This window comes from Roseomonas sp. CCTCC AB2023176 (assembly GCF_042259275.1).
GTDB lineage: Bacteria > Pseudomonadota > Alphaproteobacteria > Acetobacterales > Acetobacteraceae > Roseomonas.
Genome location: NZ_CP170086.1, coordinates 4,380,799 through 4,405,683, shown reverse-complemented (window position 1 = coordinate 4,405,683; position 24,885 = coordinate 4,380,799). Strand labels below are relative to the sequence as shown.

23 protein-coding genes and 1 pseudogene are annotated in these 24,885 nt (G+C 70.6%); 8 read left to right on the top strand and 16 right to left on the bottom strand.

Annotated elements, in window-relative coordinates:
- From ACE7GA_RS22070 to gtdA, 5 genes are read right to left on the bottom strand one after another with little or no spacing between them, the layout of a single operon-like run.
- A complete protein-coding gene (locus ACE7GA_RS22070; protein ID WP_376091616.1) occupies window positions 1-1,623 on the bottom strand; it encodes a carboxyl transferase domain-containing protein in 1,623 nt (540 codons plus the stop codon).
- A gap of 2 nt (window positions 1,624-1,625) precedes the next feature.
- Window positions 1,626-2,795, bottom strand: a complete 1,170-nt coding sequence (locus ACE7GA_RS22065; protein ID WP_376091613.1) for an isovaleryl-CoA dehydrogenase — start codon at window positions 2,793-2,795, stop codon at window positions 1,626-1,628.
- Between the two features lie 58 nt (window positions 2,796-2,853).
- Window positions 2,854-3,804 carry a tripartite tricarboxylate transporter substrate-binding protein gene (locus ACE7GA_RS22060; RefSeq protein ID WP_376091610.1) on the bottom strand — a complete coding sequence of 317 codons (951 nt, stop codon included), beginning with the start codon at window positions 3,802-3,804 and terminating at the stop codon, window positions 2,854-2,856.
- Window positions 3,805-3,848: 44 nt separating this feature from the next.
- On the bottom strand, window positions 3,849-4,709 hold the full coding sequence (locus tag ACE7GA_RS22055) for a fumarylacetoacetate hydrolase family protein (RefSeq protein WP_376091607.1): 861 nt from the start codon (window positions 4,707-4,709) through the stop codon (window positions 3,849-3,851).
- Entirely contained in the window at window positions 4,706-5,740 is a 1,035-nt protein-coding gene (gene gtdA, locus ACE7GA_RS22050) for a gentisate 1,2-dioxygenase (protein ID WP_376091604.1), read from the bottom strand. The genes ACE7GA_RS22055 and gtdA overlap by 4 nt, the downstream gene beginning before the upstream one ends.
- 452 nt (window positions 5,741-6,192) lie before the next feature.
- Between gtdA and ACE7GA_RS22045 the strand changes: the two genes are divergently transcribed.
- Window positions 6,193-6,552 (top strand): hypothetical protein, encoded by a 360-nt coding sequence (locus ACE7GA_RS22045; RefSeq protein ID WP_376091601.1) that lies wholly within the window; start codon window positions 6,193-6,195, stop codon window positions 6,550-6,552.
- Between the two features lie 61 nt (window positions 6,553-6,613).
- Window positions 6,614-7,585, top strand: a complete 972-nt coding sequence (locus tag ACE7GA_RS22040) for a Bug family tripartite tricarboxylate transporter substrate binding protein (protein WP_376091598.1) — start codon at window positions 6,614-6,616, stop codon at window positions 7,583-7,585.
- Between the two features lie 10 nt (window positions 7,586-7,595).
- Here the strand turns inward: ACE7GA_RS22040 and xdhB are convergent, their stop codons facing one another.
- The 4 genes from xdhB to ACE7GA_RS22020 all read right to left on the bottom strand — a co-directional run bounded on the left by xdhB (window position 7,596) and on the right by ACE7GA_RS22020 (window position 12,821).
- The gene (gene xdhB / locus ACE7GA_RS22035) at window positions 7,596-9,899 is read right to left on the bottom strand and encodes a xanthine dehydrogenase molybdopterin binding subunit (RefSeq protein WP_376091595.1); all 2,304 of its coding nucleotides are present in this window, start codon (window positions 9,897-9,899) and stop codon (window positions 7,596-7,598) included.
- Window positions 9,899-11,278, bottom strand: coding sequence for a xanthine dehydrogenase small subunit (locus ACE7GA_RS22030; RefSeq protein ID WP_376091592.1), 1,380 nt, complete (start codon window positions 11,276-11,278; stop codon window positions 9,899-9,901). The genes xdhB and ACE7GA_RS22030 overlap by 1 nt, the downstream gene beginning before the upstream one ends.
- Before the next feature lie 51 nt (window positions 11,279-11,329).
- Window positions 11,330-11,689 (bottom strand): response regulator, encoded by a 360-nt coding sequence (locus ACE7GA_RS22025; protein WP_376091589.1) that lies wholly within the window; start codon window positions 11,687-11,689, stop codon window positions 11,330-11,332.
- A 151-nt stretch (window positions 11,690-11,840) separates the two neighbouring features.
- Window positions 11,841-12,821: a tripartite tricarboxylate transporter substrate binding protein BugD gene (locus ACE7GA_RS22020; RefSeq protein ID WP_376091586.1), complete on the bottom strand. Its 981-nt coding sequence runs from the start codon at window positions 12,819-12,821 to the stop codon at window positions 11,841-11,843.
- A 369-nt stretch (window positions 12,822-13,190) separates the two neighbouring features.
- Between ACE7GA_RS22020 and ACE7GA_RS22015 the strand changes: the two genes are divergently transcribed.
- A complete protein-coding gene (locus ACE7GA_RS22015; RefSeq protein ID WP_376091583.1) occupies window positions 13,191-13,628 on the top strand; it encodes a CBS domain-containing protein in 438 nt (145 codons plus the stop codon).
- Between the two features lie 46 nt (window positions 13,629-13,674).
- On the opposite strand, the gene lepA is transcribed toward ACE7GA_RS22015, so the two are convergent.
- The 7 genes and pseudogenes from lepA to ACE7GA_RS21980 form a co-directional block, all read right to left on the bottom strand.
- Window positions 13,675-15,480 carry a translation elongation factor 4 gene (gene lepA / locus ACE7GA_RS22010; protein ID WP_376091580.1) on the bottom strand — a complete coding sequence of 602 codons (1,806 nt, stop codon included), beginning with the start codon at window positions 15,478-15,480 and terminating at the stop codon, window positions 13,675-13,677.
- Window positions 15,481-15,572: 92 nt separating this feature from the next.
- On the bottom strand, window positions 15,573-16,166 hold the full coding sequence (locus ACE7GA_RS22005) for a peroxidase-related enzyme (protein ID WP_376091577.1): 594 nt from the start codon (window positions 16,164-16,166) through the stop codon (window positions 15,573-15,575).
- Window positions 16,159-18,653, bottom strand: a pseudogene (gene pheT / locus ACE7GA_RS22000) (phenylalanine--tRNA ligase subunit beta). The gene ACE7GA_RS22005 and the pseudogene pheT overlap by 8 nt, the downstream one beginning before the upstream one ends.
- A 9-nt stretch (window positions 18,654-18,662) precedes the next feature.
- Window positions 18,663-19,754, bottom strand: coding sequence for a phenylalanine--tRNA ligase subunit alpha (pheS, locus tag ACE7GA_RS21995; protein WP_376091574.1), 1,092 nt, complete (start codon window positions 19,752-19,754; stop codon window positions 18,663-18,665).
- 124 nt (window positions 19,755-19,878) lie between these two features.
- On the bottom strand, window positions 19,879-20,244 hold the full coding sequence (gene rplT, locus ACE7GA_RS21990; RefSeq protein WP_376091571.1) for a 50S ribosomal protein L20: 366 nt from the start codon (window positions 20,242-20,244) through the stop codon (window positions 19,879-19,881).
- Between the two features lie 15 nt (window positions 20,245-20,259).
- On the bottom strand, window positions 20,260-20,466 hold the full coding sequence (gene rpmI / locus ACE7GA_RS21985; RefSeq protein WP_376091568.1) for a 50S ribosomal protein L35: 207 nt from the start codon (window positions 20,464-20,466) through the stop codon (window positions 20,260-20,262).
- Window positions 20,467-20,602: 136 nt separating this feature from the next.
- Complete coding sequence (locus tag ACE7GA_RS21980) at window positions 20,603-21,220, bottom strand: restriction endonuclease (protein ID WP_376091565.1); 618 nt, start codon at window positions 21,218-21,220, stop codon at window positions 20,603-20,605.
- 69 nt (window positions 21,221-21,289) lie between these two features.
- On the opposite strand from ACE7GA_RS21980, the gene ACE7GA_RS21975 reads away from it, so the two are divergent.
- Genes ACE7GA_RS21975 through dapF form a run of 5 tightly spaced genes read left to right on the top strand, consistent with a single transcriptional unit; the run spans window position 21,290 to window position 24,866 of the window.
- The gene (locus ACE7GA_RS21975; RefSeq protein ID WP_376091562.1) at window positions 21,290-22,027 is read left to right on the top strand and encodes a metallophosphoesterase family protein; all 738 of its coding nucleotides are present in this window, start codon (window positions 21,290-21,292) and stop codon (window positions 22,025-22,027) included.
- The gene (locus ACE7GA_RS21970) at window positions 22,024-22,431 is read left to right on the top strand and encodes a hypothetical protein (RefSeq protein WP_376091559.1); all 408 of its coding nucleotides are present in this window, start codon (window positions 22,024-22,026) and stop codon (window positions 22,429-22,431) included. Before ACE7GA_RS21975 ends, ACE7GA_RS21970 begins: the two co-directional genes overlap by 4 nt.
- Window positions 22,413-23,405 carry a serine/threonine protein kinase gene (locus tag ACE7GA_RS21965; RefSeq protein WP_376091556.1) on the top strand — a complete coding sequence of 331 codons (993 nt, stop codon included), beginning with the start codon at window positions 22,413-22,415 and terminating at the stop codon, window positions 23,403-23,405. Before ACE7GA_RS21970 ends, ACE7GA_RS21965 begins: the two co-directional genes overlap by 19 nt.
- A 32-nt stretch (window positions 23,406-23,437) precedes the next feature.
- Complete coding sequence (locus tag ACE7GA_RS21960) at window positions 23,438-24,013, top strand: cytidine/deoxycytidylate deaminase family protein (protein WP_376091552.1); 576 nt, start codon at window positions 23,438-23,440, stop codon at window positions 24,011-24,013.
- 22 nt (window positions 24,014-24,035) lie between these two features.
- Window positions 24,036-24,866: a diaminopimelate epimerase gene (dapF, locus tag ACE7GA_RS21955; RefSeq protein ID WP_376091549.1), complete on the top strand. Its 831-nt coding sequence runs from the start codon at window positions 24,036-24,038 to the stop codon at window positions 24,864-24,866.
- The last annotated feature ends 19 nt before the right edge of the window (window positions 24,867-24,885 follow it).

Below are 24,885 nucleotides of genomic sequence, written 5' to 3'. Positions count from 1 at the left end.
CTACATCCGGAACAGGCCGAAGCGGCGCTGCGATCCGTCCCAGCGCGGGATCGGTGCGTTGAGGGACGCCGAAATCGCGAGGGCGAGGACGGTGCGGGTGTCCGCGGGGTCGATCACCCCGTCATCCCAGAGGCGCGCCGAAGCGTAGAGCGGATGGCCCTGTGTCTCGTACTGGTCGCGCAGCGGAGCCTTGAAGCTCTCCTCCTCCTCGGCGGACCAGGTGCCGCCACGGGTCTCGATCGCGTCGCGACGGAGGGTGGACAGTACGGAGGCTGCCTGTTCCCCGCCCATGACGGAGATGCGGGCGTTCGGCCACATGAACAGGAAGCGTGGGGAATAGGCGCGGCCACACATGCCGTAGTTGCCGGCGCCGAAGGATCCGCCGATGACGACGGTGAATTTCGGCACGGTCGCCGTCGCGACGGCGGTGACCATCTTCGCGCCGTCCTTCGCGATGCCGCCGGATTCGTACTTCCGCCCGACCATGAACCCCGTGATGTTCTGCAGGAAGACGAGCGGGATGCCGCGCTGGCTGCAGAGTTCGATGAAATGCGCGCCCTTCTGGGCGGATTCGCTGAACAGGACGCCATTGTTCGCGACGAGGCCGACGGGGTAGCCGTGCAGGTGGGCGAAGCCCGTGACGAGGGTCGCGCCATAGAGCGGCTTGAACTCGTCGAACTCGCTGCCGTCGACGAGGCGGGCGATGACCTCCCGAACGTCGTAGGGCTCGCGCAGGTTGGCCGGGATGACGCCGTGGATCTCCCGCGGGTCCAGGGCCGGCGAGCGGGGAGGGGCGATGGCCGGGCCGCCGGGCTTGCGGCCGTTCAGGCCGGCGACAATGCGGCGCGCGATGCCCAGCGCGTGCGCGTCGTTCTCCGCCATGTGGTCTGTCACACCGGAGATGCGGGAATGGACCTCGGCGCCGCCCAGGTCCTCGGCGGTGACGACCTCGCCGGTCGCGGCCTTCACCAGCGGCGGGCCGCCGAGGAAGATGGTGCCCTGGTTCCGCACGATGATCGACTGGTCCGACATGGCCGGCACGTAGGCGCCGCCCGCGGTGCAGGATCCCATGACCACGGCGATCTGCGGGATGCCGGCGGCCGACATGTTGGCCTGGTTGTAGAAGATGCGCCCGAAATGGTCGCGATCGGGGAAGACCTCATCCTGGTTGGGCAGGTTCGCGCCGCCGCTGTCCACGAGGTAGAGGCAGGGAAGGCGGTTCTGCTCCGCGATTTCCTGTGCGCGCAGATGCTTCTTCACGGTCAGCGGGTAGTAGGTGCCGCCCTTCACCGTCGCGTCGTTCGCGACGATGACGCATTCTCGGCCCTCGACGCGGCCGATGCCCGTGATGATGCCGGCGCTCGGCACCTCGTTGCCATACATCCCGTGCGCGGCGAACTGGCCGATCTCCAGGAACGGGGAGGCGGGGTCGATCAGCGTGCGGATGCGGTCGCGGGGCAGCAGCTTGCCGCGGGACAGGTGCTTCTCCCGCGCCGAGGCGCCGCCGCCCTCCCGGATGCGCTCGGCCTTGGCCCGCAGGTCGGCGACGAGCATCCGCATCCGCTCCGCATTCGCGGCGAAGTCCGGCGAACGAGTGTCGAGCGCCGAGGTGAGGACCGCCACCGTCAGGCCGTTTCGGCGAAGAGTTCGCGGCCGATCAGCATGCGCCGGATCTCGGACGTGCCCGCCCCGATTTCGTAGAGCTTGGCGTCGCGCAGAAGGCGACCGGTCGGGTAGTCGTTGATGTAGCCATTACCGCCGAGGGCCTGGATCGCCTCCAGCGCCATCCAGGTTGCCTTCTCCGCGGCGTAGAGGATCGCGCCGGCCGCGTCCTTCCGCGTGGTCTGGCCGCGGTCGCAGGCCTTGGCGACGGCATAGACGTAGGCCTTCGTCGCGTTCATCGTCGTGTACATGTCGGCGATCTTGCCCTGCATGAGCTGGAACTCGCCGATCGCCTTCCCGAACTGCCTGCGCTCGTGGACGTAGGGCAGGACGACGTCCATGCAGGCCTGCATGATGCCGATCGGGCCCGCGGCCAGCACGGCGCGTTCGTAGTCCAGGCCGGACATCAGGACATTCACGCCGCGGCCGAGGCCACCCATGACGTTCTCCTCCGGCACCACGCAATCCTGGAAAACGAGTTCGCAGGTGTTGGACCCGCGCATGCCCAGCTTGTCCAGCTTCTGAGCGGTGCTGAACCCCTCGAAGCCCTTCTCGATGAGGAAGGCGGTGATGCCGCGCGGGCCGGCGTCGGGGTCCGTCTTGGCATAGACCACCAGCACGTCGGCGTCGGGGCCGTTGGTGATCCACATCTTGCTGCCGTTCAGGACGTAGCGGTCGCCCTTCTTCTCCGCGCGGGTACGCATGCCCACGACGTCCGACCCCGCGCCGGGCTCGCTCATCGCCAGCGCGCCGACGTGTTCGCCGGTGATCAGCTTCGACAGGTAGCGGTTCTTCTGGTCGTCGTTGCCGTTGCGGACGATCTGGTTCACGCAGAGATTGGAATGCGCGCCGTAGGAAAGGCCGACGGAGGCCGAGGCGCGGCTGATCTCCTCCATGGCGATGCAGTGTTCGAGGTAGCCCATGGCCGCGCCGCCATACTCCTCCGGCGCAGTGATGCCGAGGACGCCGAGGTCCCCGAGCTTGCGCCAGAGGTCCATCGGGAACTCGTTCTGCCGGTCGATGTCGCCGGCCCGCGGCGCGATCTCGTCGGACGAGAAGGCGGCGACCTGCTCGCGCAGCGCGTCGGCCGTCTCGCCCAGGTCGAAGTCCAAGCCGCGGAAACTGTTGAGCATGGGGCGTCCTCCTCCGCCGGTTTATGGGAGGGGGAGGGGGCGCGACAAGCCGCCAGGGCTAATCGGCGGTGATGCCGAGACGCCCGACCACGTCCCTCCAACGCGCGACGTCGGCCGCGACCATGGAAGCCAGCCGTGCGGGGTCGGTCGGCTCGGCGGTCATGCCCTGGGCGCGCAGCATGGCGGCGGTGCCGCCGTCGGCGAGCCAGGCGTTGATCGTCTCGTTCAGGCGCCCGACGAGCGGCGGCGCCATGCCGGTGGGGCCCAGGACGAAGTACCAGAGGTCCACCTCGGCCTCGGACACGCCCGCCTCGGCCAGGGTCGGCCAGTCCGAGGCGGCGGGAGTGCGACGCGCGGCGGCGACCGCGATTGGCTTGACCTGGCCGCCCGCGACGAAGGGCAGGGCCGTGTGGACGGGCATGAACATGCAGGCTAGGCGCTTGCCCAGCACGTCCTGCACGGCGGGCGCGGAGCCGCGATAGGGTACGTGGTTCGCCTCGAACCCTGCGCGCAGGCCCAGCAGCGCCATCGCCATGTGCTGCGGCGTGCCGACGCCCGGCGATCCGTAGTCGAGGCTGCGCGCCTTCGCGAGCGCGACGAAGCCGCGCAGGTCGGACACGGCCACGTCCGGATTGACGACGAGCACCATGTCGGCCCGGACGAGGTTCGCGATGGCGGTAAAGCCCCCGGACGCGTCGTAGGGAACGTTGCGGAACAGGGCGGGGTTGATGGTGAAGGCGTTGCCCTGGACCATCAGGACGCGCCCATCCGGCGCGGCGCGCGACACTGCGACGGAGCCGATATTGCCGGAGGCGCCGGGGCGATTGTCCACGACGACCGGCTGGCCCAGGCGTTGCCCGAGGAACGGCGCCATTCCGCGCGCGAGGATATCGTGGCCTGTCCCCGGGGTGTAGGGGACGATGATCTGCACCGGGCCTTCCTGGGCCAGCACGCCCGGGGCTGTCAGCGCCGCCGCGGCGGCGAGCGTCGCGCGTCGGGTCAGGTTCATCTCGTTCCTCCCGCCCCCTACGGCCCGGGCCAGGCTTCGTCGCGTCAGGCGGCGGCCTCGATGCGGACCGTCATCTCGCCGATGCCCTCGATCCGGGCGTGCATCATGTCGCCGGGCAGGACGGGGCCGACGCCCTCCGGCGTACCGGTCATGATCACGTCGCCCGGGTGCAGGGTGTAGTAACGCGTCGCGAACTCGATGAGCTCGCCGATGCCGAGCAGCAGGTCGCTCGTCCGCGCGTGCTGCCGGACCTCGCCGTTGACCGTGATGGAGAAGGGCAGGTCGGAGGGGTTCGGGACCTCATCGGCCGTCACGAGCCAGGGACCGAGGACCGTGTAGCTGTCCACCGACTTCCGGAAGGACCGGTCCTCGGTCCCGCGCACCGTCATGTCGAGGCCCACGCAGTATCCCGCGACGTAGGGCAGCGCGTCCGCCGCGCGGACGTCCCGGGCGGTGCGGCCGATGACGAGGGCCAGCTCCACCTCGTGGTCGTTGCGCCGGTCAGGGAAGCGCAGGCGCACCGGGTCCGACGGCCCGATGATGGAGGACGTGGCCTTCAGGAACAGCCCGGCCGTGCGGATGCCGAGGACCTGCCGGTTGAAGTTGATGGCGGGGTCGGCCTCCGACTCCTCCATGTGCTTGCGGTAGTTCACCGGCGCGGCGACGACCTTGCCCACATGCCAGACCGGCGCCTCCAGGCGCACGGAGGACAGCGGGCGCGGCGTGGCGCGGCCGGCCGCGGCTTCGATCGCCGGGCGCAGTTCGGGCAGCGCCGCCACGACCGGGTCGCCGATGGGATAGGGCGGGCGGCGCGGCGGGATCGCCTCCAGCGCCGCCGTCGCGTCGAAGACCTGACCGTCGCGGACGACGCCGAGGCGGTCGCTATCGTAGCGGCAGAGCCTCAAGCCGACTTCTCCTGGCGGTAGAGGCCGAGCTTCTCGTGCACCACGCGGTCGGACGCGCAGAAGAGGAAAAGGTCCTCGCTCGCCTCGAAGGAACGCCAGGTCCAGTTGGGCAGGATGACGATGTCGCGCGGGCCGAAGGTCATGCGCGTGTCGCCGATGGTCACGCTGCCGCGCCCCTCGGCGACGGCGACAATCGTGGAGTCCGTCGTGCGCATCGGCTGCGTCCGGACGCCAGACGGGACGTGCGTCATCCAGGTCGCGATGGTCGGCATGGCCCAGCCCCCGTCGTAGGGGTTATTGAAGCGGAGCGTCGCGGCCCAGTGCGGGTCCAGCTCCTTCGCCGCGGCGACGAGCGCGGGGCGCGTGCGGGCATAAGGATAGTTGAAGACCGGGCTGGTCTGGCCGTAGGGCCGCTCGCCTTCCATCGGCATCAGGCCGGTGCCGAAGCGCCACAGCGCGTCGTCCTCGGGACGACCGACCGACTGCTCCTTGTCGTTGTGGTGCTCGCCGAAGCCGGTGTCGAGGAACTGGCCGAGCGGCAGGTCCAGCACGTCCATCCAGATGGCAGGGCCCTGGCCGTGGTTGCCGTGGTCGTGCCAGGCCCAGGCCGGGGTGATGACGAAGTCACCCTGGCGCATCGTCGTGCGCTCCCCGCCGACGGCGGTATAGGCGCCGTCGCTTTCCAGGATGAAGCGCAGGGCGGATTGCGTGTGGCGGTGCGCCGGCGCGACCTCGCCGGGCATGATGAGCTGCACGCCGGCGTAGAGCGTGTTCGTGGCGCGGGACATGCCGGGGAAAGCGGGATTCTCAAGGACGAGGACGCGGCGCTCCGCCTCCTCGGCAGTCAGCAGGCCGCCGGCTTCCAGGACCATGGGCCGCATGTCGTCCCACTTCCATAGGAAGGGCTTGGTCTTGGGCTGCGGCTCCGGCGGGACCAGGCCCTTCAGACGTTCCCAGAGAGGCGCGAGCGAGCGCGTGTCGAGGCGGGAGTAGAACTCCTCGCGCGCGTTCGTCTTCGGGGCAGCGGACATGGCGATGACTCCGGTCAGTGGATCGCGGCCGCGTGCCGGACCGAGTGGGGATGAGATGCCGACGTCGAGGTCGCCCCGAACGTCCTGCCGCCGGGGGCCAAGACATGGTCGTCACTGGCCTCGCCCACCCTGCGTGCGAGGACGTGCTCATAGGGAGGGGGACGGGCCCGGTCGCGGCTGGCGGTGCGCCGGCTGGTCAGCATCATCCCAGGAAGGATGGGCGGCCTTCCCGGCCCCCCGGCTGTTCGCAAAGCGCGGCATGGGACGGCGCTGATCGGGGGTGCTGGGCGATCGAACAATTCCGTCCTCCCCCGTTCCTTTGGGACCTAAGGATGCCGCAACCCCCGCGCAAGCGTCCAGCCGCCATGCGTGAGCCGGGCGATCCCGCGCATCCATGTGGCCGCATCGGCCGTAACGGGGTCGAGCCGTTCCGCGCTCGCCGGAGAAGCCACATGACACGAACGGCCCTGACCCTCCTCGCCGCACTCGCCGTCGCCGGGCCCGCCTGGGCCGAGGAGGATTACGGGGCGTGGGCCATCATCACCGATCCTTTCCCCAGCACGGGCGGGGGAGGGATCATCATCGGCGGATATCGGCCCGTCGTGTCAGGCACGACGTGCGTGACCGACTTCACGGCGACGGAGCCGAACGGGATGGTGCACCGGAACAGCATCGTGTTTGACGCGGTACCGGCCCAGGGCGGCGTTCTCTGCACGAATGGGCGCTGGCGTGCCGCCAACGGCTCGGCCAGCGGAACCACGCCGTTCCGAGTCTTCCTTCGGGATGGCGTCGCGCGCGGGCACCCGCTGTAGGGTGACACTGGCGCGAGGTTTGCTGAGCGCTTCTGGTCCCCTTCCACGGACCGAGAGAACCATGCGCCGCCGTACCCTCCTCCCCGCTGCCGGCGGTCTGATCGCTGCGCCTGCCCTGGCCCAGGGCACGTCCTGGCCTACCCGCCCGGTCCGCGTCGTCGTGACCTTCCCGCCCGGCGGGTCGTCGGACATCGTCGCCCGCGTCCTTGCGGAGGCGCTGTCGCAGCGGATGAACGCGCGGTTCGTCGTGGACAACCGCCCCGGCGCCGGCGGGACCATCGGGGCAGCGCATGTCGCGACGCAGCCGGCCGACGGGTACACTCTGATGCTGTCCAACACGGCGCCGCTCGTCACCTCGCCGCCCCTCTATCCCAGCGTGGCCTACGATCCCGTCGCCGGGTTCGCGCACGTGACCTATCTCGGGGCGACGCCGATCGTCGTGGTCGCAAACAAGGCGAAGGTACCCGCGACCGACATGCGCGGCCTGATGGACTGGATCCGCGCGCAGCCGAACCCGCCGGGCTACGGCTCCTCCGGCGCCGGGTCGGTCGGCCATATCGTGGGCGTGCTGTTCGAGAAGGAGACGGGGCTGCGGCTGACGCACGTGCCCTATCGAGGCTCCGCCCCGATGCAGGCGGACCTGCTGGGCGGGGCGATCCCCCTGTCGTTCGACACGCTGCCGCAGAACATCGAGCATATCCGCGACGGGCGTCTTCGCGGCTACGCCGTCACATCACCGGCGCGCCAGGCCAGCGCGCCCGAGCTGCCGACGACGGCTGAGGCCGGGCTGCCGAACCTGCTCGCGGAGAACTTCCTCGGCGTCTCGGGGCCAGCCGGCCTACCGCCCGCCGTGGTGGCCCGCCTGAACGCCGAGATCACTGCCGCCGTGGAACTGCCGAGCGTGCGGGCCCGGATGGAGGAGCACGGCGTCGCCGGCGCGCCGCGCGGCCCGGAGGACTTCACGGCCCATGTCGCGCAGCAGGTGCGCGACGTCGGCGGGACCATCCGCGCTCTCGGCATCCGCGCGGAGTAGCGGCCTCGCGTCAGCCCGGCGCGGCCCCGGGGTCGGCGGCGAAGAGCATCCGTTCCGGCGTCGCGGGCAGGTCCAGCGTATCCACGCCCGCGGCATTGCAGAGGGCGTTCCAGACGGCGGTCGCCAGCATCAGCGGTGGCTCGCCGACCGCCTTGGAGCGGAAGATCGTCTCCACGCGCGCCGGGGCGCCGTCCAGAAGGCGGACTTTGAATACGGGCGGCACGTCGCGGGAGCCCGGGATCTTGTAGGTGGACGGGCCGAGGGTGCGGAGGCGTCCATCGGCGTCCCACCACAGTTCCTCGCAGGTCAGCCAACCCAGGCCCTGGACGAAGGCGCCTTCGATTTGGCCGCGGTCCACCGCGGGGTTCAGCGACTTGCCGCAGTCCTGCACGAGGTCGGCACGGATGACGCGCGCCTCGCCCGTCAGCGTGTCCAGTTCCACCTCTGCGGTCGCGGCGCCGTAGGAGAAGTAGAAGAACGGGTGGCCCGTGTTCGTCTTCGGGTCCCAGTGGATGTCCGGCGTCTTGTAGTGCCCGGTCGAGGAGAGGGAGACGCGGGCGCGGAAGCATTTGTGCGCCAGTTCCCCGAAGGTCATGCGATGGTTGCCCGCGAAGACCTCGCCGTCCTCGAAGGTCAGGTCGTCGGGGGAGACGCCCCACTCGGTCGCGGCGACCTCGGCCATGCGGGTGCGGATCGTCGTCGCGGCGTTCCAGGCGGCCCAGCCGTTCAGGTCGGTGCCGGTGCTGGCGGCGGTCGGCGCGGTGTTCGGGACCTCGGCCGTGCTCGTCGCGGTGATGCGGACCCGTTCCAGCGGCACGCCGAAGGCGGCCGCCACGACCTGCGCGACCTTGATGAACAGGCCCTGGCCCATCTCCGTCCCGCCGTGGTTCAGGCGGATGGACCCATCCTCGTAGACGTGCACCAGCGCGCCGGCCTGGTTCAGGTGCATGATCCCGAAGGATATGCCGAAGGCCAGCACAAAGGAGCCGAGGCCGCGCTTCACGACCTCCGACCGCGCGTTGAAGGCGGCGATCTCCGCGCGGCGGCGGTCCCATTCTGAATCGGCGCGGCATTCGGCCCAGACGCGGCGGATCAGGTCGCCTTCCAGTGCCTGGCCGTAGGGCGTGTCCGCGCCGTTCGGGCCGCCGGCGAAGTTATGTTCCCGCACCTCCTCCTGCGACTTGCCCAGGGCGCGGGCGACGCGGCGCGTTACGTCCTCCATCAGCAGCACGCCTTGCGGGCCGCCGAAGCCGCGGAAGGCGGTGTGGCTGACGGTGTTGGTCTTGCAGGCGAGGCCAGTGAGGCGAACCTGCGGCACGTCGAGGCAGTTCAGCGCGTGGGTGACGGCGCGGAAAACGACGCCGGGCGTGAGATCCACGGAATGGCCACCATCGGCCGCAAGTGTCGCATCGAGCGCGAGGATGCGGCCTTCCCCGTCGAAGCCGGCCTCCCAGCGGAAGAGCATGGGGTGACGCTTGCCCGTCGCGGCCATGTCGTGCTTGCGCGAGAGACGCAGCTTGACTGGCCGGCCCGTCACACGTGCTGCCAGCGCGGCACAGGCGGCAACCCAGGAGGCGTTGCTCTCCTTGCCCCCGAAGCCGCCGCCGAGGCGGCGCACCTGCACCGATACGAGGTTCTGGTCGCAGCCGAGGATGCGCGCGCAGATGTGCTGCACCTCCGTCGGATGCTGCGTGGAGGAGTGGATGACGACGTCCCCGTCCTCCCCGGGCAGGGCGAGGGCGATCTGGCCTTCGAGGTAGAAGTGTTCCTGCCCGCCGGCCTCGAAGGTGCCGGAGACCCTTCGCGGCGCCGCGGCGAGGGCGGCGACGGCATCGCCGCGCGCGACGACCATCGGCGGCAGCAGGAAGGATCCGCCCTCCATCGCCTCGCGGACCGAAAGGACCGGCGGCAAGGCCTCGACGGCCGGCTTCAGCGCTGCGGCCGCGTGCAGCGCCGCGTCGCGGGTCGTCGCGACGATGATCGCAACCGCCTGTCCCCAGTGCTCCACGAGGCCGTCGGCCAGCATGGCCTCCGGCGCGCGGCCGGGCTGGGAGATGTCGTTGGCACCGGGAATGTCGCGTGGCCCGATGACCGCGACGACGCCGGGCATCGCGTGCGCGGCGGCGGTGTCCAGCGGCCCCAGTCGGCCATGCGCGACGGGGGAAAGGGCGAGGGCCGCGTGAAGCGTGCCCGGCGGCTCCGGCAGGTCGTCGGTGAAGCGCGCCTCGCCCGTCGCGTGCTTCAGGGCGCTGTCCTGGCGCCGCGCAGCGCCGGGGCCAGTGTCCCGGCGACGGGCGGGAAGGGGACCGTCCATCACGCGGCCTCCAGCACGGGATAGCGGTGCCAGAGCCGGCGCAGGAGGTTTCCGGTGGCGCGGCGGCGATAGGCGGCGCTGCCCCGCAGGTCGGTCATCGGGGCGATGGCGGCCTCGAGGGCGGCGGCGGCGGCCTCGACCGTCCCACGCGACCAGGGGCGGCCGGCGAGGGCGGCTTCGGCGGGTGTGCAGCGCTCGACGCGGGGCCCGACTCCGCCGAGGGCGATACGGGCGGCGGCCACGGTCCCACCGTCCAGCGTGATCAGGGCGGAGAGGCCCGTGGTCGCGATGTCCTGGTCGTGGCGCTTCGACAGTTTCTCGGCGGCGAAGATGGCGCCAGGCGGCGGGCGGGGCAGGAAGACGTTGCGGATCACCTCGTCCGACCGAAGCGCATTGGCGCGATAGCCGGTGAGGAAGTCCTCGACCGCGATGTCGCGCTGGCCGTCCTGCCCGGCGATCCAGACGGTGGCGCCGAGCGCGACGAGGGGCGGCAGGGCGTCGCCGATCGGCGACGCCGTGCCGAGATTGCCGCCGAGCGTCCCGAAGCCGCGGATCTGGCGCGAACCCAGGCGGCGGAGGAGGTTCGCGAGCGGTGCGAAAGCCGCGTCCGCGGCGCAGGCGTCGAGCAGGCGGCGGTAGGGCACGGCCGCGCCGATGCGGAGGCCACGCGCATCCGCCTCGATGCCGTCCAGTTCCGGCACGCCAAGGACGCAGATGACCTGCGCCGGCGCCTCCCGGCCTTCGGACACGCGGAGGCCGAGGTCGGTACCGCCGGCCAGGAGCCAAGCGTCGGGCTGCGCGGCCCGAAGCGAAAGGAGCGCCGCCAGGCTGCGCGGGCGGTGGAAGACCTGCCCCACCCCGCCGCGGAAGACTTCCGCCGTCGTCAGAGGCGGCTGCGGGGCGGGAGCGCCGTCGTCGGTCATCGCGGCCATCGCCTCGACGATCGGGCGGTAGCCCGTGCAGCGGCAGAGATTCCCCGCGAGGGCATCGTGCACGTCCCCACCTTCCCGCGTATGCGCCCAGGCGGACATGACGATGCCAGGCGTGCAGAAGCCGCACTGCGTGCCGTCCATCTCGGCGAGCGTCGCCTGGACGGGGTGCGGGGTGCCGTCCGGGCCGCGCAGACCCTCGACGGTGCGAATGGCGCGGCCGTGAGCCTGGCCCAGCATCACCAGGCAGGCATTGACCGGCGCCCGCGCGCCGTCCGGTTCTTCCAAGACCACGGTGCAGGCGCCGCAATCGCCTTCCGCGCAGCCCTCCTTCGTGCCGGTCAGGCCCGCGGGCCCGCGCAGCCAGTCGAGGAGGGTTGCGGTGGGAGACGTGCCGTCCGGAACGGTGCGGACCACGCCATTCAGCGTGAAGGTAATGGGGCCTTCCATGGCCCGCATCCTAGCAGACGCCGTGCCGCGGGGCAGGGCGCCCCGGACGGGTCAGCCTGGAAGGCGGACGAGCGCCGCGGTCAGGTCCTCCGGCGCGTATGGCTTCGCGAGCACCGGCACGTCCTGGTGGCGCGGCGGAAGGCCCGCCGCCCCGTAGCCCGAAGCGACCACGAACGGGATGCCCATCTGCTTCAGCGCGTCCGCCACGGGCTCCGAGGTTTCGCCCGCCAGGTTGAGGTCGAGCACCGCCACGTCCGGCTTGTCGTTGCGGAGCGCAGCCAGCGCCTCGGACACGGTCGCCACCGGTCCTACGACGGCGGCGCCGGCGTCCAGCAGCGTGTCCTCCACGAGCATCGCGACGAGAGTCTCGTCCTCCACGACCAGCACCTTGCGACCCGACAGGCTCGCCATCCCCATGATCCCTCCCGGCGCCGACGCGGCACCGCCCCGGGATTGGGGTGGAGCGCGCCGCGCGGCCCGTCAAGGCGGGCGACGCTTCCGGTCGCGGGCTGCCGCCCGGAAGCGCCGCAGGAGGACCTTCACATCCGCGTGGGGCGCGGGATCAGTCGGCGTATTGCCCGGCCGCCTGGATGATCGGACGCCACTTCGCGATGTCCGCCTGCCAATAGGCCCGGTGAGCCTGCGGCGTCGCCTGTTCCTGGCTGACGGGTGCCGTGCCGAGATCGGCGAAGCGCTGGATCAGCCGTTCGTCGCGGAGGGCTGCCTGCAGGGCGCGGGAGAGGCGGTTCACGATTTCCGCCGGCGTGCCGCGCGGGGCGTAGAGGCCGTGCCAGACCGAAACCTCGAAGCCCGGGAGCCCGGCTTCGGCGGCCGTCGGCAGATCGGGCAGGGCGGCGTTGCGGGTACCCGTCGTCACGGCGAAGGCGCGCACGGTGCCGGCGCGGATCTGCTCCGTGGTGTTCGTGGTCTGATCGCACATCAGGTCCACGGTGCCGCCGACGAGGTCGTTCATCGCCGGGCCTGTGCCGCGATAGGGGACCGTCGTCACCGGCGTCTGGATGGCCGCCTGGAACAGCAGGCCGCAGAGGTGCGAGGCCGCGCCGATGCCGGCATTGGCGAGGTTGATCGCCTCCTTGCGCTGGCGCACGACCTGGATGAGCTCCGCCAGGTTCCGGGCGGGGAAGTCACGCTTGGCGATGATCGTCATCGGCACTTCGGTGACCAGGCCGATCGTCTCGAAGCCATTGACCGCGTCGTAGGAGAGGCGGCGGTAGAGCGCGGGCGTCGTGCCCATGCCGATGTGGTGCAGCAGCAGCGTGTATCCGTCCGGCCGCGCCTGCGCGACGCGCTGCGCGCCGAGCGTGCCGCCAGCCCCGCCCACATTCTCGACGACGAGGGTCTGGCCGAGGTCGCGGCCCATGACCTCCGCGACGAGGCGGGTCACTGTGTCGGTAGGGCCGCCGGCCGCGAAAGGCACGATGACCGTGATCGGGCGGTTCGGGTAGGCCGCCTGTGCCAGCGCAGGCGCGGCGACGGCAGCGCCGGCCGCGGCCAACGCCGCGCGTCGGGTGATGTGCGTCATTTAACGTTCCCTCCATCCATTCAGGTTGGCATGCGGATACCGTGCATTTTCCCAATGATCCAGATGCGCCGCACGGCAGGAACGCTGTTCGGCCAAGTGTCGACACGATCGTCGTCCGCCTGGTTGGGCCGCGCGTCGCCTGAACGCTTTCACCCTGCCCAGGGGCGATACCGGGACGGCAGGTTGGGTCGCCGGTGATCCGAAAAGGTGCCCGTCGTTAAACCCGGGATGAAGATGGATGGTTTTTCACGCGGACACGCCCGCGCGGGCATGGGAGCGCCGTTGCGCAGCCGGTCGTGCCTCCGATATCGCGCAGGAGTCCGAGACAAGCACTGAGAAGTCGGATCGAGCACGGGAGGGAACCGAGGCATGACGATCGCGCACGTGCTGAAGGAGAAGGGCGCCGACGTTGTCTCCGTAGCCCCAGAGACGCCGATGACGGAGGTCGCGCGGATCATCGCCTCTCGCCGGATCGGGGCGGTCGTCGTGCTGGAACCGTCCGGCAGGCTCGTCGGCATCCTGTCCGAGCGCGACGTCGTGAAGTGCCTCGCGGAGCGCGGGGCCGCGATGCTGGGGCTGGCCGCTAAGGACCTGATGACGCGGGACGTCACGATGGTCGCGCCGGAGACGCCCGTCGACCTCGCCATGGAGATCATGGACAACGGGTATTTCCGGCACCTTCCGGTCTGTACGCATGAAGGGAAGCTGATGGGGATCATCAGCATCCGCGATCTCGTGAAGTATCGGATCATGCTCCACCAGCACGACGTGGAGAGCCTGAAGGCCTACATCACGCGCATGGCCTGACGGGCGCGCCGCGAAGCCGCCCCGCGGCGCGGGGCGGCCCCGGCGATCAGGCGTCCATCTTGAGGGCGGCGATGAAGGCACTCTGCGGGATCTCGACCTTCCCGAACTGCCGCATGCGCTTCTTGCCCTCCTTCTGCTTCTCCAGGAGTTTTCTCTTCCGGGAGATGTCGCCGCCGTAGCACTTGGCGGTGACGTCCTTCGACAGGGCGCTAATCGTCTCGCGCGCGATCACCCGGCCGCCGATCGCCGCCTGGATCGGGATCTTGAAGAGCTGCCGGGGGATCAGCTCCTTCAGCTTCTCGCAGATCTGCCGCCCGCGCCGTTCGGCCTGCGCGCGGTGCGCCATGAAGGACAGGGCATCCACCGGTTCGTTGTTCACGAGGATGCCGATCTTCACCAGGTCACCCTCGGCATAGCCGTCCATCGCATAGTCAAACGAGGCGTAGCCGCGGGAAACCGACTTCAACCGGTCGTAGAAGTCGAAGACCACCTCGTTCAGCGGCAGGCGGTAGACGGCCATGGCGCGGCTGCCGACGTAGGTGAGCTCCACCTGCTGCCCGCGGCGTTCGCTGCAGAGCGTGAGGATCGGGCCGAGATACTCGTCGGGCACAAAGATCGTCGCCTTGATCCAGGGCTCGTCGATGCTGTCGATGCGCGTGGGGTCCGGCATGTCGGCGGGGTTGTGCAGGTCTCGCTCGGTGCCGTCGTTCATCTTCAGCTTGTAGACGACCGAGGGCGCCGTCGCGATGAGGTCCAGGTCGAACTCCCGCGACAGCCGTTCCTGGATGATCTCGAGGTGGAGCAAGCCGAGGAAGCCGCAGCGATACCCGAAGCCGAGTGCCGCGCTGCTCTCCGCCTCGTAGTGGAAGGAGGCGTCGTTCAGGCGGAGCTTCGCGAGGGAGTCGCGCAGCTTCTCGAAATCGTCGGCGTCCACGGGGTAGAGGCCGCACCAGACGACGGGGATGGAAGGCTTGAAGCCGGGCAGTGGCTCCGACGCCGGCTTCCGGTCGTCCGTGATGGTGTCGCCGACGTTCGTATCAGCGACGGTTTTGATGGCGGCGGTGATGTAGCCCATCTCGCCCGGCCCGAGTTCCTCGACCGGCTGCATCTTCGGGCGGAAGACGCCGATGCTGTCCACGGAGTGGGTCGAGCCTTCCGCCATCATGCGGATCTTCTGGCCCTTGCGCAGGACGCCGTCGCGGACGCGCACCAGGATGACAACGCCGAGGTAGGGGTCGTACCAGGAATCGACCAGAAGCGCCTTCAGCGGTGCGTCGCGGTCGCCCTTCGGCGGGGGCAGGCGGGTGACGAGGGCCTCCAGAACGCCCTCGATGTTCAGGCCGGTCTTGGCCGAGATCATGACGGCGTCGTCGGCGGGCAGGCCGATCACGTCCTCGATCTGCTGCTTCACCCGGTCGGGCTCGGCGGCCGGGAGGTCCACCTTGTTGAGGATCGGGACGATCTCGTGGCCCGCCTCGATTGCCTGGTAGACATTGGCGAGGGTCTGCGCCTCCACGCCCTGCGAGGCATCCACGACGAGCAGCGAGCCCTCGCAGGCCGCAAGGGAACGGGAGACCTCGTAGGCAAAGTCCACGTGACCCGGCGTGTCCATCAGGTTCAGGACGTAGTCCTGCCCGTCCTTCGCCCGGTAGTTCAGGCGCACGGTCTGCGCCTTGATGGTGATCCCGCGCTCCTTCTCGATATCCATGTTGTCCAGCACCTGCTCCGTCATCTCGCGGGCGGAGAGGGCGCCGGTCTGCTGGATCAAGCGGTCGGCAAGCGTGGATTTCCCATGGTCGATATGGGCGATGATCGAGAAGTTACGGATGCGGTCGAGGGGCGTTTCGGTCATGGGGTCCCAGGCGTGGGCCGGGCGCCGGCCCGCGATGTCACGCGGGAGATAGGGTGTTTCCGCGCGGCGTCAAAGCCTTGGCGGAGCCGGTGTCAGCCCTTCGGCTTCGGTGGCAGCCGGCCGAGCATGTGGAATTCCGGGTTCGGCCGCAGGTCCGTCGCGTTCGCCATGCGGTTGGACATGGAGAAGAAGGCGGAGATCATCATCGTGTCCCAGGCCTCGTCGTCGGACAGGCCGGCGGCAGCGAGGGCGGCCCAGTCCTCCGCGCCGATGCGGGCGGAATCCGTCGCAACCTTCAGGGCGAAGTCGAGCATGGCTCGCTGGCGGGGCGGCAGTTCGGCCTTGCGGTAGTTCGTGCCCAGGTGATCCGCGATCAGCGGGTCCTTTGCCCGGACCCGCAGGATCGCGCCGTGGGCGACGACGCAATAGAGGCAGGAATGCGCGGCGGAGACGGCCACGACGATCATCTCCCGCTCGGCGAGCGTCAGGCCCTCGCGCTTCTCCATCAGCGCGTCGTGGTAGGCGACGAAGGCGCGGAACTCCTCCGGACGCCGGGCGAGGAGGAGGAAGACGTTCGGGACGAAGCCGGCCTTCTCCTGCACCGCTACGATTCGGGCGCGCACGTCCTCCGGCAGATCGGCAAGGTCGGGGACGGGGTAGCGGAAGGGGCGAGGGGCCTCAGCCACGGAGCGTCCCTCCCGTCGCCTTCGCCACGGCTTCCTCAACCTTCTTCGACGCGGCCTCGATTTCCGCATCGGTCAGGGTTCGGTCGCGCGGCTGGAAGGTCACCTCGACGGCAAGGCTGACCTTACCCTCCGGCAGGCGGTCACCCGCGTAGCGGTCGAAGAGGGCGACGTCCGCGATCAGCGTCCGCTCGGCCCCGCGTGCAGCGCGGACGAGGTTCTCGGCAGGGACCGTCGCATCCACGAGGAAGGCGAAGTCGCGCCGGACCGGCTGGAAGGCCGGCAGGTCGGGGGCGGACTTCTTGCGCCGCTTCGGGTCGGGGATGGCATCCAGTAGCACCTCGAAGGTGACCGCGGGCCCCGTGATGTCGAGGGCGGCCAGGACCCGCGGGTGCAATTCGCCGAAGCGCGCGAGCGGAAGTTTCGGGCCGCTGCGCAGGATGCCGGATCGCCCGGGGTGGTAGTAGGCCGGCGCGTCAGTCGAAACGCTCAGCGCCGCCGGCGCGACGCCGAGCGAGAGCAGCACGGCCAGCGCGTCGCCCTTCGCGTCCAGCGCGTCCAGCGGGCGCGAGGGAGCGAGCGGGTGACGCGGCGTTGCGCCGAGGCGGAGCCCGGCCGCCATTGCGACCTGGCCCTCGGGCGTCGGGTCGGCGTAGCCGGGGCCGATCTCGAACAGCGCCACGTCGGCAAAGCCGCGCGCTGCGTTCCGGGCGGCCGCCTGGAGCAGCGTCGCCACGGGGGTCGGCCGCATCTGGTCGAGGTCGGCGGCGATCGGGTTCTCCAGTCGCAGCGCGTCGGGCACGGCGCCGAAGAGCGCGGCCGTGTCCCGCGCCGTGAAGCCGAAGGTCACGGCCTCCAGCATGCCGCGGGAGGCGAGGACGCGGCGGGCCAGGGATGCCCGCGACTGGCGCGGCGTCAGGGCGGGCAGGGGCAGCGGGTTGGACTGGGGCAGCGACACCGCGGGCACCGCGCCCAGGCCTTCGAGGCGCAGCACCTCCTCGACCAAGTCGCACTCCGCCTCGATCTCGTTCACGCCCCCGGCCGCCGCGGCGGCGCGGTCCGGCGCGAGGCCGGGGCCCTGGACGAGTTCCGTCCCGCCGGCGCGATAGGCGGAGCCGGATGCGGCGACGTCATTGCGCCAGGGGGGACGGCGACCGTCACCCGCTTTGCGTCCCGCGATGCGACGTCGAAGCCCAGGCGTTCCAGGGACTCCACCGCGCGCTCCGGCGGAATGGCGGAACCGCCGAGGCCGGCGATCCGCTCGAAGCGCATCGTCGCCTTGCGATGCCAGGCCGGCTCCGCGCCGGCCGAGACCACCTCGCTCGCCTCGCCGCCGCAGAGGTCGAGGATCATGCGCGTCGCCGCTTCCAGCGCAAGCGGCAGGAGGGCGGGGTCCACGCCACGCTCGAACCGCGACCGCGCGTCGGAGCGGATGTCGTGGCGCCGGCCGGTCAGCCCGATGCGGATGGGGTCGAAGAGCGCGCATTCCACGAAGACCTCGCGCGTCGCCTCCTCCGAGCCCGACCGTTCGCCGCCCATGATGCCGCCGAGGCTCTCGACCCCCGCCGCGTCGGTGATGACGGAATCCGCCGGCCCCGGACGGTAGGTCTTGCCGTTGAGCGCGAGGAACTCGTCACCCTCGCGCCCCAGCCGAATCGTCAGCGTGTCGCCATGGACCTTCGCGGCATCGAAGACGTGCAGCGGGCGGCCGAGGTCGTGCGTGAAGTAGTTGGTGATGTCCACCAGCACGTTGATCGGCCGCAGCCCGATCGCAACGAGCCGGTCCTGCAGCCACTTCGGCGAGGGGCCGTTGCGCACGCCGCGAACGGCGCGTCCCAGGGCCCAGAGGCAGGCCTCGGGCTGCGCGATCTCCCACCGCAGCGGGGACGGATAGGCCGCCGGCACCGGTGCCGGGTCCCAGGGCTTCAGCCGCCCGATACCCGCCGCGGCCAGGTCGCGCGCGATGCCCCGGACGGAAAGCGCGTCACCCCGGTTGGGCGTCACGCTGATCTCGATCACCGGATCGTCCATCCCGGCCCACGTCACGTAGGGGGCACCGAGAGGCGCGTCCTCCGGCAGGTCCACGATGCCCGAATGGTCGTCGCCCAGCCCCATCTCGCGGGAGGAGAGCAGCATGGCCTCCGACTTCACGCCGCGGATCTCGCCGGCCTTCAGCGTGATGCCGGTGCCCGGGATGAAGGCGCCGGGCATGGCCGCGACCGCCTTCATGCCCGTGCGCGCGTTCGGCGCGCCGCAGACGACGGAGCGGATCACGCCGTCGCCCACATCCACCTTCAGCGCACGCAACCGATCGGCATTGGGGTGCTGCACCGCCTCGACCACGTAGGCGATGCGGAAGGCGGCGAGCGATGCCCCGCGGTCCTCCACCCCCTCGACCTCGAGGCCGATGGTGTTGAGCGTCGCGAGGATCCGGTCGAGCGGGGCGTCGGTGTCGAGGTGGTCGCGCAGCCAGGACAGGGTGAACTTCATCGTCGGCCCTTACGCGGCGTCGTGCAGGTTGAAGGGCGAGAGCGGGCTGGTGCCGTAGTGGCGCAGCCAGCGCAAATCCGCCTCGTAGAACGGGCGCAAGTCGGGGATGCCGTGCTTCAGCATCGTGATGCGCTCGATCCCCATGCCGAAGGCGAAGCCCTGCCAGACCTTCGGGTCCACGCCGGCATTCGCCAGCACCTTCGGGTGCACCATCCCGGAGCCGAGGATTTCCAGCCAGTCGCCGCCTGCGCCCAGTTCGCCCGTCTTCCGGTTCCAGCCGATGTCCACTTCCATCGAGGGCTCGGTGAACGGGAAGTAGGAGGAGCGAAAGCGCACCGGCAGGTCGGCGATGCCGAAGAAGGCGCGGAGGAAGTCGGTCAGGCAGCCCTTGAGGTGGCCGAGCGTGATGTCGCGCCCGATCACCAGCCCCTCGACCTGATGGAACATCGGGGAATGCGTCGCGTCGTGGTCCGCGCGCCAGGTGCGGCCGGGGACGATGACGCGGATCGGCGGCTCCTGCGCCAGCATCGTGCGGATCTGTACGGGGCTGGTGTGCGTGCGCAGCACCGGGCGCGGGGAGTCGCCCCCTGACTTGGGCGCCGGGAGGTAGAAGGTGTCGTGGTCCTGCCGCGCTGGATGGTGGGCGGGGATGTTGAGGGCGGTGAAGTTGTACCAGTCCCCCTCGATGTCCGGTCCCTCCGCGACAGCGAAGCCCATGGCGCCGAAGAGGGCGATCAGCTCCTCCATCGTGCGGGAGATCGGGTGGATCGCGCCGGCCTCCGCGCCCGCCGACGGGAACGGGCGGGGAGGGAGGGAGACGTCCATCCGCTCGGCCGCGAGGCGTGCTTCCAGCGCCGCGGCTTCCAGGGCGGTGCGCCGTTGGTCCAGTGCCCGCTCGACCTCCCCCTTCAGCGCGTTCACCGCGGCCCCGAAGGACCGCCTCTCCTCCGGCGCGAGGGCGCCGAGGGTCTTGAGCAGGCCGGTCACGCGGCCGCTTTTGCCCAGCGCCGCGACGCGCACCGCGTCCAGCGCGCGCAGGTCGGCGGCGGCGGCGATCGCGGCCTCGGTCTCGTCGCGGATGGTGTCCAGCGCCTCGCTCATGCCTGGTCCGGTTCGGTTCGGGGTGGGAGGGATGCCGCCCGCTCTTCGAAAAGAAAAGAGGGCCGAAAAGGAAAGGGCCGCCCCGGTCTCCCGGAGCGGCCCTGCCTCGATCCGTCGGTCGGGATCAGCCGTTGGCGGGCAGGGAGCCCTTGGCCTTCTCGACCAGGGCGCCAAAGGACGCCGCGTCATCATAGGCGATGGTGGCCAGCACCTTCCGGTCCAGCTCCACGCCCGAGGCCTTCAAGCCGGCGATGAACTTGGAATAGGTCAGGCCGTGCTCCCGCACCGCCGCGTTGATGCGCTGGATCCACAGGCCGCGGAACTCGCGCTTCTTGTTGCGGCGGTCGCGGTAGGCGTACTGCAGCGCCTTCTCGACCCGCTCCAGCGCGGGACGGTAGGCGGTGGAGGACCGGCCGACATAGCCCTTGGCGAGCTTGAGGACCTTCTTGTGACGGGCGTGGGCGGCAACGCCGCGCTTTACACGTGCCATGGTTCGGCGCCCCCCTTACCGGCTCAGCCCGTAGGGCAGCCACTGCTTCACCGTCTTCGCGTCCTGGTCGGTGAGCGTGAAGGTGCCGCGGTTCTGGCGCTTCATCTTCGGCGACTTGTGGCCGAGCATGTGGCGCTTGAAGCCGGCGCCGGCGAGGACCTTGCCCGTGCCGGTGATCTTGAAGCGCTTCTTGGCTGAAGACGTGGTCTTCATCTTGGGCATTTCGGTCCTCCTCATGCGGGACGGACGGCCCCACCTTGCGCCGACCCTCTTTCGGGGGTCAGGCCGCACCATGCGGCGGGGGCCGGGAACCACGGCCGGGCAGCCCGTCGAGGCCCGGGGCGCGTGGTGGAGGGGGCTATAGGCGAAGGGGAGGGTGCGGGCAAGCCTCAGTCGAGCGAACCGACTGCTCGCTCACATCGCCGACGACGACCTTTTCGACTTGGAGAAAGTGAACTGCTGGCCTTCCCTCATCCTCCTTTTCGACTAGTAGCCAGTTCGCAAGTCGTTGAATATTTAGCGGGTAGGTCGACCAGTCGTTATCCGAGAGAGCCGCCTTACGAAGGTATGTACTCCGCCCGTCCGCTACCTCGACGAGAGCTATACCGTGCTTCGACGCATAGCTTACCGCGCCTGACTGGTATCCCGAAGTCGAGAAAACAATTCCTTTGTGGGCGCCGAGGGAGACGAGCTTTGCATGGAGCGCTGCGATCTTTTCCCTCCCGACCGGACGCCTGTATCTCTTACACTCCACAAGCGTCACGAAATCGGCCCCAAAGGCGTTGAACCTTATAAGGATGTCTATCTCGTAAGTTCCGTCGTCTGCTTCAAGGCATGTTCTATGTTCTGATTTGTACTCCTCTAATGTCGAACCTGGTAAATCGAGCTGATCCTTTACGTACAGCTCAAATTCGACAGGCGACAGCGCCGGAGGGGTATACCGACTCGCTGAAAGCTCGACATCATCGCCGATCAACGCCTTCTCCTCGCGATTCAATGGCTATACGACCGACCGCGTTCGGCCGACCAGGGTGACGTCACCGAGATGCTGTTGGCCCTCCTCTCCGACATCCACGCCAACCGCGAGGCCCTCTCCGCCTGCCTCGCCCATGCCGACCGCGCCGGCGCCACGCGCTTCGTCTTCCTCGGCGATTACCTCGGCTATGGCGCCGACCCCGCCTGGGTCCTCCGCACCGTCATGGACCGGGTCGCCCACGGCGCCCTCGCCCTCCTCGGCAACCATGACGAGGCCCTGTTCCGCCGCGGCACCGGCCTGCGCGGGGATGCCGCCATCGCGATGGACTGGACGCGGCGTCAGCTCTCCCCCGATGCCGCCGCCTTCCTCAGCAGCCTGCCGCTGGAGCACGTCGAGGAGGACCGCCTCTACGTCCACGCCGACGCCTCCAGCCCCGGCGACTGGCGCTACGTCCAGGGCGCGGAGGACGCCCGGCGTTCCCTCGACGCCACCCTGGCGCGCGTCACGATCTGCGGCCACACGCACCTCCCCCGCCTCTTCGGCCTGACCGCGGCGGAGAAGCTGACCGCCTTCACCCCCGCCGAGGCCCCGGTCCCCCTCCAGCGCCCACGCCGCTGGGTCGCGGTGCTCGGCGCCGTCGGCCAGCCGCGCGACGGCAACCCCGCCGCCTGCTACGGCCTGCTGGACCCCGCGACGAACGAGCTGCGCTGGGTCCGCGTGCCCTACGACGTGGACACGGCCGCCGATAAGGTCCTCGCCGCCGGCCTTCCGCCCCGCCTGGCCCATCGCCTGCGGACCGGCACGTGAGGAAGCGCCCCGGCACCGGCGACACGCTCGAAGGCTTCCGCCTGGCCGAAATCGTGCACGACGGCGCCTACGCGGTCCTCCACGCCGCCACCCACCCGGACCATCCGGGCCCGCTGCTGGTGAAGCTACCGCTCCTCCAGTCCACCGACCCCGCGGCGATCGTGTCCTTCGAAATGGAGCAGATGATCCTGCCCCGGCTCGCGGGCCCGCACGTCCCCCGCTTCATCGCCGCGGGCGACTTCTCGGCCGAGCCCTACATCGCGATGGAGCGCATCCCCGGCCCCAGCCTCGCGGCACGCGCGCCCGACCTGCCCCTGCCGCCGGGGAGGTCGCCGCCCTCGGCGCAAAAATCGCAACGGCGCTCGCGGACGTTCATCGCCAGCGCGTGTCCCACCTCGACGTGAAGCCCGCGAACATCCTGTTCCGGGAGGATGGGGCGGCCGTGCTGGTGGATTTCGGCCTGTCGAACCACGGCCAGCTGCCCGACCTGCTGGCCGAGGAAATCCGCATCCCGCTGGGCACCGCGCCCTACATGGCGCCACGACAGACACTGGGCTTGCGGGACGATCCACGGAGCGACCTCTTCGCCCTCGGCGTCGTGATGTACGAGCTTGCGACGGGGGTCCTGCCCTTCGGCAACCCGCAGGACATCCGCGCGGCCCGGCGCCGGCTCTGGCGGGACCCCGTGCCGCCGCGCCGCCTGCGCTCGGACATCCCGCCCTGGCTGCAGGAACTGATTCTGCGCTGCCTCGAACCGGAGCCTGGCGACCGCCACCCCGGCGCCGGCGCCCTGGCGTTCGACCTGCGGAACCCGGAGGGCATCCGCCTGACCGCCCGGGCCGAGAAGTCGCGGCGCGACCCCTGGCTGACGGCCATCCAGCGCCGGATCAACCTCGACACCTCGCCCGCCCGGTCGAAGCCGGCGGAGGCCGCCCATACCGCGCCGATCGTGGTCATCGCGCTGGATCCTGCGGACACCTCCGCGGAACTGGGCGTCGCGCTGCGCCGCTCCCTGGGCAATGTCATCGCGGCCCGGCCCGGCGCTCGGGTCGCCTGCGTCAACGTCATCGTCCAGGGCATCCTATCCGGCGACGCCCCGCTGGATGAGGACGGCCGGTCCGTCCGCGTCCAGCGCCTCGTCGAGCTCCGGCACTGGGCCGCGCCGCTCGGCCTGCCGGAGGGGCGCGTGACCTTCCACGTCCTCGAAGGCCCCTCGGCCGGCGCGGCCATCGTGGACTACGCGGCCGCCAACGGCGCGGACCACGTGGTCATCGGCGCGCGGACGGAGGCCGTCCTGCGGAAACGCCTGGGCACGGTCGCCGCGGAGGTCGTGACGAACGCGCCCTGCTCCACCACTGTCGTTCGCCCACGGCATTGACGGAGCGGGGGAGGGGGACGCAACTCCGCCCCATGGCCGATGCCGAAAGCCCCGCCGGGTCGGGGCCGCTCTCCCGCTGGGACCGACGCTACCTCGGGCTGGCCGCGCATATCCGGGACTGGTCGAAGGATCCGCGGGGCCGGGTCGGCGCGGTCCTGGTCGCGCCCGAACTGAACCGGATCGTCGCGACAGGCTTCAACGGCTTCCCCGCGCGGATCGAGGACGACGTCGACCGCCTCTCCGACAAGCCGACGAAGCTCGACATGATGCTGCATGCCGAGCAGTCGGCCCTGCTGCATGCGGGGCGGGACGCGCGGGGCGGGACGCTCTACGTCGTGGGCAAGCCGGTCTGTAATCACTGCGCGGTGCTGGCGATCCAGGCGGGCATCCGGCGCGTGGTCGCCGCCGCGCCGCGGCACGGAACGAAGAGCGAGTGGGACCGCCGCGGCTTCATCTCCGCCCGCCTCTTCACCGAGGCCGGACTGGCCTTCGACGCCGTGCCCGACGACGTGCTTCGGGAGATCATGCCGGGGGAGGTACCCAGCCACGAGCCGACCCCGCATCCCTCTGCCCCGGCACCGGACACCGCGTCTTCCGACCGCGGGTGACGCGGCCTATATCGCCGGCGTCATGATGGTGCCCTTCCGGAAGATGCACGGCCTCGGCAACGACTTCGTCGTGCTGGATTCGCGCGCGGAGGACCTGCCGATCACCCCGGCCCGGGCGGCCGCGATCGCCGACCGGCACTTCGGGATCGGCTGCGACCAGTTCATCGTGATGGAGCGCCCGGCGGACGGCGCCGACGTCTTCATGCGCATCCGCAACCCCGACGGCACCGAGGCCCAGGCCTGCGGCAACGCGACGCGCTGCATCGCGACCCTGCTGATGGAGGAGCGTGGCGCAGACCGCGTAACGGTCCAGACCGTGGCGGGGCACCTGCCCGTCGAGCGCCTGCCGGACGGGACGGTCCGCGCCGACATGGGCCCGGCCCTGCTTGGCTGGCGCGACGTGCCCCTGGCGCGGGAGGCGGACACGCTGCACGTGCCCGTCTCGACCGCGCCGTTCCGCGACGCGGCCTGCTGTTCCATGGGCAACCCGCACGCCACGGTCTTCGTGGACGACCTCGCCTCACTGGACGTCGCGAGGCTCGGCCCCGCGCTGGAGCACGACGCCTGGTTCCCGGAGCGCGCCAATATCGGTTTCGCGCAGGTCCTCGCCCCCGACCACATCCGGCTGGTGATGTGGGAGAGGAGCGCGGGCATGACTCTCGCCTGCGGATCCGGCGCCTGCGCGACGATCGTGAACGCCGCGCGGCGGGGGCTGACGGAGCGGGAGGCGATGGTCTCCCTGCCCGGCGGCGACCTCCGCCTGACCTGGCGGCAGGACGGGCACGTCCTCATGGCCGGCCCGACCGCGCTGGCCTACACGGGGATGCTCGACCTCGACGCCTATCCCGCGTGACGCGCCCCTGTGACGCGGT